At 69.2% G+C, this 8,412-nt stretch carries 7 protein-coding genes; 5 read left to right on the top strand and 2 right to left on the bottom strand.

Annotated features, from left to right (window positions below; translation table 11 throughout):
• Entirely contained in the window at positions 1 to 1,029 is a 1,029-nt protein-coding gene (pdxA, locus tag VGV13_18775) for a 4-hydroxythreonine-4-phosphate dehydrogenase PdxA (GenBank protein ID HEV8643134.1), read from the bottom strand.
• Entirely contained in the window at positions 1,026 to 2,114 is a 1,089-nt protein-coding gene (locus VGV13_18770; protein HEV8643133.1) for a four-carbon acid sugar kinase family protein, read from the bottom strand. The genes pdxA and VGV13_18770 overlap by 4 nt, the downstream gene beginning before the upstream one ends.
• Positions 2,115 to 2,832: 718 nt before the next feature.
• Here VGV13_18770 and VGV13_18765 point away from each other — a divergent pair.
• The 5 genes from VGV13_18765 to VGV13_18745 all read left to right on the top strand — a co-directional run bounded on the left by VGV13_18765 (position 2,833) and on the right by VGV13_18745 (position 8,276).
• Entirely contained in the window at positions 2,833 to 3,846 is a 1,014-nt protein-coding gene (locus VGV13_18765) for a HEAT repeat domain-containing protein (protein HEV8643132.1), read from the top strand.
• Positions 3,847 to 3,995: 149 nt separating this feature from the next.
• Complete coding sequence (locus tag VGV13_18760) at positions 3,996 to 5,936, top strand: S8 family serine peptidase (GenBank protein HEV8643131.1); 1,941 nt, start codon at positions 3,996 to 3,998, stop codon at positions 5,934 to 5,936.
• A gap of 144 nt (positions 5,937 to 6,080) precedes the next feature.
• Positions 6,081 to 6,443, top strand: coding sequence for a hypothetical protein (locus VGV13_18755; protein ID HEV8643130.1), 363 nt, complete (start codon positions 6,081 to 6,083; stop codon positions 6,441 to 6,443).
• Positions 6,444 to 6,879: 436 nt separating this feature from the next.
• Positions 6,880 to 7,539 (top strand): TlpA disulfide reductase family protein, encoded by a 660-nt coding sequence (locus VGV13_18750; GenBank protein ID HEV8643129.1) that lies wholly within the window; start codon positions 6,880 to 6,882, stop codon positions 7,537 to 7,539.
• Complete coding sequence (locus tag VGV13_18745) at positions 7,536 to 8,276, top strand: cytochrome c biogenesis protein CcdA (protein HEV8643128.1); 741 nt, start codon at positions 7,536 to 7,538, stop codon at positions 8,274 to 8,276. Before VGV13_18750 ends, VGV13_18745 begins: the two co-directional genes overlap by 4 nt.
• Positions 8,277 to 8,412: the final 136 nt, after the last annotated feature.

Below are 8,412 nucleotides of genomic sequence, written 5' to 3'. Positions count from 1 at the left end.
TCATCGCCTGGCCAGCATGCGCACGGCGACCTCGATCGCCTCGGTCATGCTTTCGTGATTAGCGGTGCCCTTCCACGCCCGGTCGAAGGCCGTGCCGTGGTCCACGGAGACGCGGAGGAACGGCAGCCCCACGGTGACGTTGACGCCGGAGAGCCCTGTCCAGGTCTTGCTGGCATCGTCGTAGTTGAACCCGAGGGTCTTGACGGGAATGTGGCCCTGGTCGTGGTACATGGCCACGACGATATCGAACTCGCCCCCGCGCGCCCGCGCGAAGAGCGTGTCGGCGGGGAGCGGGCCGATCACCGTCAGGCCCTCGGCCCGCGCGGCCTCGATGGCGGGGATGATCGCCTTCTGCTCCTCGTCGCCGAAGAGCCCTTCCTCGCCGGCGTGGGGGTTGAGGCCGGCCACGGCGATGCGCGCGCGCGGTTGTCCCAGGCCCTCCATCGTGCGCTGGGCGAGGCGGATCGTGCTCAGCACGCGATCATGCGTAATGAGGTCGGGGACGCGTCGGAGCGCGACGTGGGTCGTGACGTGGATGACCTTGAGCTCGCGCCCCATGAGCAGCATGGCGAAGGTGCCGGTGCCGGAGAGGTCGGCGAGGATCTCGGTGTGGCCCGAGTGGGGCACGCCGGCGGCGGCCAGCGCCTCCTTGTTGATGGGCGCGGTGACGATGGCGTCGATCCTCCCCTCGGCGGCCAGCGCGACGGCCTTGGCGATGTACTCATAGGCCGCCCGCCCGGCGGCGGCGGTGACCTCGCCGCGGGGCAGCGTGGCCGCCTCCACGTTGGCGAGGTCCAGGCACTCCAGCGTCCCGGGGCGGAAGCTGCAGTGCGCGACGGCCGACACGGCGTGCAGGCCGAGGGGGGAGCCCACCAGGGCCAGGGCTTCCTTCATGATGGCCGCCGAGCCGATCACGACGGGCCGGCTGGCGTCGCGCACGGCGGGCTCCGCGCACGCCCGCGCGATGATCTCGGGCCCGACACCGGCCGGATCGCCCATCGTGATGCCCAGGGTCGGTGATCGCGTCATACGAGGGTCTCCCTCAGGAGCGAGACGAACAGATCCGGCGCGCCGAATGCACCAGCCTTGGTGAGGACGGCGAGCGCGGGGTGGCGCGGAGCGCGCAGGTACCCGAACGCGAGTCCGGGACCGGGCGGGCCGACGAGATCGAGCCGCTCCGCTTTCAGCGCTTTGTAGAGGGCGACGGCCGTCTGGCCGCCGGTCACGGCCACGATGTCGAAGGCCTCCTGCTCGAGCGCGCGCCTGGCCTCGTCGGCCAGCCGCGCCGCCACGCGCGCGGGATCGGCGGCCTCCACCTCGTCGCTCGCCAATACCTGGAAACCGGCCTCACGGGCGGCGGCGATCTGGGCGCGGGTGGCGGGGTGGCGGCTTCCCGCGACGATCAGCGAGCGCCGGCAGGGCGGAAGCCCCACGCGCTCGGCGAGCAGGCCGAGACGGGCCGCCAGCGCCCGCCCCAGTCCGGCGGCCCCGACCAGCAATGGCGGCACGTCGAGGGCGAGCGCGGCCTCGACCAGCGCGGCCAGGTCGTCGTCGGTCTCGGCGTCGGCGATGGCGACGGTGCCCGCCAGGCGCTTCAGGCGCGCGGTCAGCGACTCGATCCCGTCGCGGACTTGATCGATCGGGATCCAGGCCAGCGGTCGGTCGAGCTCGTGCCGCAGCAGGTCGACGACGTTCGAGGTGGTGGCGCGCGGGAATTCCGGATCGCGCCCGAGGGTCGTCTCGGTGATGGGCCTGCCGTCGATCATGAGGATGCGATCGATCACGGTTCGGCCCTGGGCCGGAAAGGCAGGCGTCAGGAGGGCGCAGGAGGTGCCGAGGACGCGCATCAGGGCGTGGACCTCGACGCCCACGTGGCCGCGCAGCGTGGAGTCGATCTTCTTGAAGTACCGGCCGGCCGGCGCGGGACCCGCGAGCGCTTCGATCCGGCGCGCAGTCTCCCGGGCGCCGAGCGCGCGCGTCTCGGTGTCGACGACGCGAACCACGGCCGCGGGGGGCGGCTGCGGCCACACCGTGACGGGGACGGCGGCCTCGCCGGCGAACAGGGTGCCCGTGTCGCAGGCTCCGGTGAGATCATCGGCGACGATGGTCAGCATGGGGCGCGGATAATATTAGAGGCACACTTCCAGCCGGTCAAACTACGGTAAGCGCTCGCCTAAAGCAGTCCTCGTCTTACGGACGGCTCCTTGCCGAAACCAACGGGCCCTCCCTCCAGACGGGAGTCGGGCCAATCCGTTAGGGCGAAGAAGGAGACTTGACGCGGCTTACATGGCGCAGTAGGGTCCGTTCGAACTCAACCGTCTGCCCCTCGGAGGAGTAGCAATGCCTCTGACCCAGGTTCGCGGACTGGCTCTCGACGCTCTTGGGTCGGCTGCTCAGATGGCTTCTGGCTCCGTCGGAGTGACGGTTGCCACCACCACGAGCGATCGGTCGTTCGCACACAGTCTGGATCACTCGCATCCCCCGTTCCGCCGCGCTCCTCGGGCCTCTCGCTGACTCCGTCATGATGTGAGACAAGGCGGCCGACTTGCATACGCTGCCGACCCCCAGAGTGCTCCACCTCCGGCTCAATCGCCGGTGAGAGGGGGCCATAAAGAAATGGCTTGGGGCTGCATTGCGCGGCGGGACGCCTGGCCAGCCGGGACGGCACGGCGCTCGTCGCCGCCCCAGTGGGCCAGCTCCACTCGAAGCATTCCCGTCCGGGGAAGGCGGCCGGCCGCCATTGGAGCACTCAGCGGACCTCGCCCCGGGGTCGGGCCGTCGGCGAGTCAAGGGGCACGGCCGCGCTGCGGTTCCGCTAGCGTCGTCCTGGCAGTGAGGAAGATCATCGTGCTTGCCGCCATCCTCATCCCACTCCTCGCCTCTTCCACCCTCGCCGAGACGCCACCCACCGCGGAGTGGAAGGACGGGCGCTTGAGCGTCACGGCCGAGAAGGCGCGCCTCGCCGAGATTCTGCAGGCGATCGCCCGGCTGACAGGCATGGAGGTGCGGGGCGCGGAGGCGCTTGACGAGGAGGTGTCGGTCCAGTTTTCGGGTCTGGCGCTCGGCGAAGCCCTGAAGAGGCTGCTCCTCCATGTCAACCACCTGGTTCTCGAGGACACGTCGACGGAAGAGGGCGGGACTCGGCTGATTGTTTGGGTCCTTGGCGCGGGGGGTCGGCCGCCGGCCGCGGCGGTCATCGAGAGGGTCGAAAAGCCAGCGCCTTCGGGAGATCAGCCCTGGGGACCGATCGCCGAGCTGGTCGTCGACCCAGATCCGGGCATGCGGCGGTGGGCCGTGAAACGGCTCGGCGAGCGGGCCGATCACGAGGCGTTCACCCGCCTTCTCCGGGTTCTCGAGGACGACGATGCGGACGTTCGGCGGGACGCCCTGACCGCGCTCGCCCAGTACGGCCGGACCGCAATCGACCCGGTCAAGAGGCTGCTGGAGGCCGAGAAGGTGGCGGACGTTCGCGTGGCCGCCCTCCAGCTGCTAGGGCAGATCGGGCGGGAGGATGCGGCCCCCTTCCTGCTCGGCGTGCTGGGCGACCCCGACCCGCGAGTTCGCATCGCGGCCGTGGAGGCACTCGGGCACGCCGGCGAGCCAACCGCGACGGAGGCGCTGTTGGAGGGAATCCGCGACAAGGAGCCGGCCGTGCGCATGGCCGCCCTCAGGACTCTGGCCTTCTACGTCGGTGAGCGGGCGGCTAGGGATGCCATCGAGCAGGGGCTCATCGATAAGCAGGAGGCCGTCCGGGCTCTCGGCTCCGGCCTCGTCGAGAGCCTTGGAAGCCGGGGATCGGCCGGCGGCGGTAGCGCCGCGCCCCCAGTCCCCGAGCGCGTGCCCTGATCCCCGGACCCGGCAGCCATGCCTCGAGAGTTCCGCGGTTTGGAGAGGGCACGGGCGCCTCCCTGGACCGGCCCTCCCCATAACCCTTTCCACGCCGCGGGAGCCAGGCTGTGAAGGCACGGGACACTGCTAGCGAGGAGGGTAGGGAGATGAGAAGCAGCAGCCGACGTTACTGGGGTTTTGTCGCGTTGCTCGTGGCTACGGCGGTCGCCGTCGCGTCCTGGGGAATTACCACGGGACTCCATTCGGCCGACGCCGCGGCAGGTCCCTCGGCCGAGAGGGCCAAGGCAGTGGTCTCACAGGCCACGGGAATCCGGGCTGACGAGTTCACGGTCGTGAACGTAGCGCCGTTCGGCGACACGGGTATCAGGCAGCTCAAGATGATGGACCGCAGGGGCCGCCTCTTCGGGGCCAGCCTGGATGCGGCGGGCAATCCGGTGAGCGATGAGGAGATGAAGCACCATGCCCGGGCACTGGGCAACCGGGGCTTCGTGGGCAAGCTCGAGCGCGAGCTGGCGGAGCGCATGCGGGGCAACCCATCCGATCCCATCCGCACGGTCTGGTGGATGCAGGGGACGACCATGCAGCCGCTCCGTGGGCCAAACGTGACACCGCAGCAGTTCGAGCAGAACCTCCAGGCTGTCGCGACCGAAGTCAGTGCCGTCGTGGAGCCCGTGATGAACGGAATCAAGGCGATGGGCGGCCAGGTAATCGGGCAGAGCTCGCACGTGCCGATGGCCGTGGCGAACGTCACGCCGGCCGTGGTACGCCGGATGGCGGCCCATCCCTCAGTCGAGAGGGTATTCCTGGAGCGTGTGCATTCCGAGCGGCTCAATGTCTCCCGGGTGGTCGTCCAGGCTGACCAGCTCAACTCGATTTTCTGCTTCCTCTTCTTCTGCTTCCCGGTCGGCAGAGGAATCGACGGGACCGGACAGCGTGTAGCGGTCGTCGAGGCCAACCGAATCGGGACCCATCCAGACTTGCCGGGATCCCAGCGCGTCCTGTGCCGCGCCACCGCCTCCTCCACGGCCGGCGGCCACAAAACCAACGTGGCAGGGGTCATCCAGAGTATCAACCTGTCCTCACGAGGGATGGCCCCGGCGATTACGATCGTCGACGGCATCGCCGCAAACTTCAGCGACGCGGAAGTGATGGCGGCGACCGACTGCGTGATCGACACCGAGGGAGCGAGCGCCGTCAACATGAGCTTCGGGTTCGAGACCAACGGCGTGTTCGACGCGTTTGCTCGGTACGTCGACCGGAAGGTGTACTTCACCGGCCGGACCATCGTGCCCGCCATCTCCAACTTTTGCGCGAACCGGATGGGAAGCCCGGAGATCGCCTTCAACGCGCTGGCCGTCGGCGCCTTCGACGACAGCAACACCACGGGGTTCGGCGACGACGTCGCCGCCTGCACGGGGGTCGTGACCTTCAGCGCGTTCCTCGACCCCATCTCGCCCTCGGGCGACCGGGAGGAGCCGGATGTCGTGACCCCCGGGCGACAGATCAACACGACTGTGAACGGGGGCGGCTTCGCGGACGTCAACGGGACGAGCTTCGCCGCCCCGCACGTCACCGGCGGCGTCGGCCTGCTGGTGCAGCGGGATCCCAGCCTGGCGTTCCAGGTCGAGCGAGTCCGGGCGGTCATGATGTCGGCGGCCCGCCACAACATCGAGGGGGCCAGCCGGCTGAGCGAACGTGACGGCGCCGGTGCCATCTTCCTGGCGGCTGCCGACACGGTGCTGACGTCCGGGAACTCGAGCTTCTTCGTCACCTCCGGCGGGACCACAGGCTTCCCCATCACGCGCAGCTTCTCCGCGTCCGCCGGCCAGCGGGTCCGGGTGGCCATCGCCTGGTCCCACAAGTCCCCCGGCGGGGACACCCTGACGCAGCCCACCACGGACCTGGATCTCGTCGTCAGGGACCCGAACGGATTCTTCGTCGCCGGGTCCTTCAGCTTCGACAACACCTACGAGATCGTCGACTTCACGGCTCCCGTGACCGGCACCTACACGGCAACCATCAACAACTTCCGCTCCAGCTCCGGCACAGAGTTCATCGGCTTCGCCGTGAGTCTGACGGACTCCTAGTGCCGTTCCAACTATTCGCGCCTAGGAAGGCACCGTGTACGTCGTTCGTGGACAGATTTAGTATCAACAAGTTGGAACGGCACTAGCCGGCCACGGGCCTGTACTGGCCGGGGCGGCGGCCGCCGCCGCCCCGGCGCTCCGTTCATGCGATCCTTGACCCTCGCGATCGTCCTCCTCGTAGCGACCGGCGGCCCGCCTCCGCAGGTGCTGCGGGTGTTCCCCCCCGACGGCTCGACGCCCGGCCAGGTCCCCGCCATCACAGCCGAGCTCGACTTCACGCGCGGAGAGCCGGGCGATGCAGCGTCGCTGCGGCTCCTGGTGGACGGGGTCGACGTGACCGCGCAATCGCGGATCACCCAGACCCGGGACTGGCCGCCGAGCTTCGTGTCGATCTCCTACACGCCGGCCCGGCTCCAGCCCGGCACCCACCGGGCCGAAGTCCGCTTCCGGACCGCGACGGGTGCCACCGTCGGTCACGCCTGGACCTTCGCGGTAAAGCCGCCGTGACCTGAGTTCGGCCGGCAGACCCGGGTACCTGGGGATCCGTGCCGTCCACGGCCAGGGGCACTCCGGGGCGCGCCGATCAGGCCGGGGCCGGCGACGCGGTCCCGGCGGTGGTTATCACAGCGATGGCGCAGGGGAACGGGCCGGCGGCGCGGGCGACAACCCGGGTCGTCCGCCCGTGCCCGCGCCCTCGCGCTGGAGGCTCGACTATTTTCACCACGATCCTGAGGAAACGCGCGCCCGCGGATCACTGCGGAGCCGGATCGCTGCGAGTATGGGCCGGCGAGCGGCGGTGGCCATCGCGTCATCTTTGTCGTCCCCGTCACGATGTTCAATGCGGGCGCGGTGATGGGAATGCATCACGCGGAGTCGAGTGTTTAAGCGATGAGGGCACGATATAAAGGTATACTTCGCAGGGTTTCAAGGCGTCGGAGAGCACATGCGGAGCCATCTCGCGTTGACCGCCGTCATCGTGGCCATCGTCGCCCTGCTGGTGGGCGGTGCCGTCGTGGCGCTGCGTTCGTCGACGCCCACGCCCGACTCTGCCGCCGAGCCCTCGACCGCCGCGCCCCCCGCGCCCGCGCCGGCTCCGCCCGCCGTTCCGCCCAAGCCGCGGGCCGGTCGCCAGCTGAGCGTGGAGGAGGCGATCAAGGAGCTGGATCTGATCCGGCCCTCGCGGACGAAGACGGCCGAGGACTTCACCGCGCCGCTGCTGGGCGGAAAGAGCTTCCGCCTGTCGCAGCACCGGGGCCAGCCCGTGCTCATCAACTTCTGGGCCACGTGGTGCCCGCCGTGCCGCGAGGAGATGCCATCGATGGAGCGTCTCTGGCGGCAGCACCAGGACAGCGGCTTCGTCATGCTCGCCATCTCGCTCGACGCCGACCCCAAGGTCGTCCCGCCCTTCGTCACCGAGCACAAGTTCACCTTCCAGATCGCGCTCGATCCGAAGCTGGACGTCGCCAACGCCTATGGCGTCCGGGCCCTTCCGGCCAGTTTCCTCGTGGACCGACGGGGGAACCTGGCGGCGCTGGCGCTGGGTCCGCGAACCTGGGACAATGACGCCGCGCACTCGCTGATCGAGGGGCTGATGAGACAATGATCGGACAGTCGCTGGGCATGGCGGTGGCGTTCAGCGCCGGACTCTTCTCGTTTCTCTCGCCGTGCGTGCTGCCGCTGTTCCCCTCGTATCTCTCGTTCATCACCGGCATGTCCGTGTCGGACCTGACCGCCGATCTCTCGCCGACCGTCCGCCGGCGCGTGCTCCTGCACGCGGTCGCCTTCGTGCTGGGCTTCTCGGTCGTCTTCGTCGGGCTGGGCGCCTCCTTCAGTGTGGCCGGCCAGTTCCTGCTCGACTACCGGGATCTGATCCGACGCATCGGCGGCGTCCTGATCGTGATCTTCGGCCTCTACATCGCCGGCGTCTTCAAGCTCGGGCTCTTCGGCCGCACCGCCCAGTGGCAGATCCGAGAGAAGCCCGCCGGCTATCTCGGCTCGTTGGCGGTGGGTATCACCTTCGCCATCGGCTGGACGCCGTGCGTGGGGCCGATCCTGGGCGCCATCCTCTCGCTGGCCGGCACCGCCGAGACGGTGCAGCGTGGCGTGGGCCTGCTGGTGGCCTACTCGGCCGGCCTCGGGCTGCCGTTTCTCCTCTCGGCGGTCGCGCTGGGCGCCTTCCTCAGATTCTTCAAGCGCTATCGCCCGTTCATTCCCGTCGTCGAACGCGCCGCCGGCGTGCTCCTCGTCATCGTCGGCGTGCTCGTGTATACCAACTACTACGTGATCCTCAACAACTGGGCGATCTCGCTGACGCCCGAGTGGCTCCTCAAGCGCCTCTAGTGCCGTTCCAACTTGTTGGTACTAAATCTGGCCAGGAACGACGCGAGGCGGTTGCGCAAGAAGCGTTTACCCTTCCCCGTCTTCAAGAACCGTTCCCGGCGAAACGCATCATCGCCACTCAGGCCGGCCTCGTAGT

This window comes from Candidatus Methylomirabilota bacterium, from assembly GCA_036001065.1.
Taxonomy (GTDB): domain Bacteria; phylum Methylomirabilota; class Methylomirabilia; order Rokubacteriales; family CSP1-6; genus MNEF01.
This window is presented reverse-complemented; position numbering and strand designations above follow the sequence as displayed.

What these genes read in the sequence shown, in the direction of transcription:
- VGV13_18760 (HEV8643131.1), top strand. Translation starts at nt 3,996, where the DNA reads ATGAGAAGCAGCAGCCGACGTTACTGGGGTTTTGTCGCGTTGCTCGTG.
- VGV13_18770 (HEV8643133.1), bottom strand. Translation starts at nt 2,114, where the DNA reads ATGCTGACCATCGTCGCCGATGATCTCACCGGAGCCTGCGACACGGGC.
- VGV13_18745 (HEV8643128.1), top strand. Translation starts at nt 7,536, where the DNA reads ATGATCGGACAGTCGCTGGGCATGGCGGTGGCGTTCAGCGCCGGACTC.
- pdxA (HEV8643134.1), bottom strand. Translation starts at nt 1,029, where the DNA reads ATGACGCGATCACCGACCCTGGGCATCACGATGGGCGATCCGGCCGGT.
- VGV13_18750 (HEV8643129.1), top strand. Translation starts at nt 6,880, where the DNA reads ATGCGGAGCCATCTCGCGTTGACCGCCGTCATCGTGGCCATCGTCGCC.
- VGV13_18755 (HEV8643130.1), top strand. Translation starts at nt 6,081, where the DNA reads ATGCGATCCTTGACCCTCGCGATCGTCCTCCTCGTAGCGACCGGCGGC.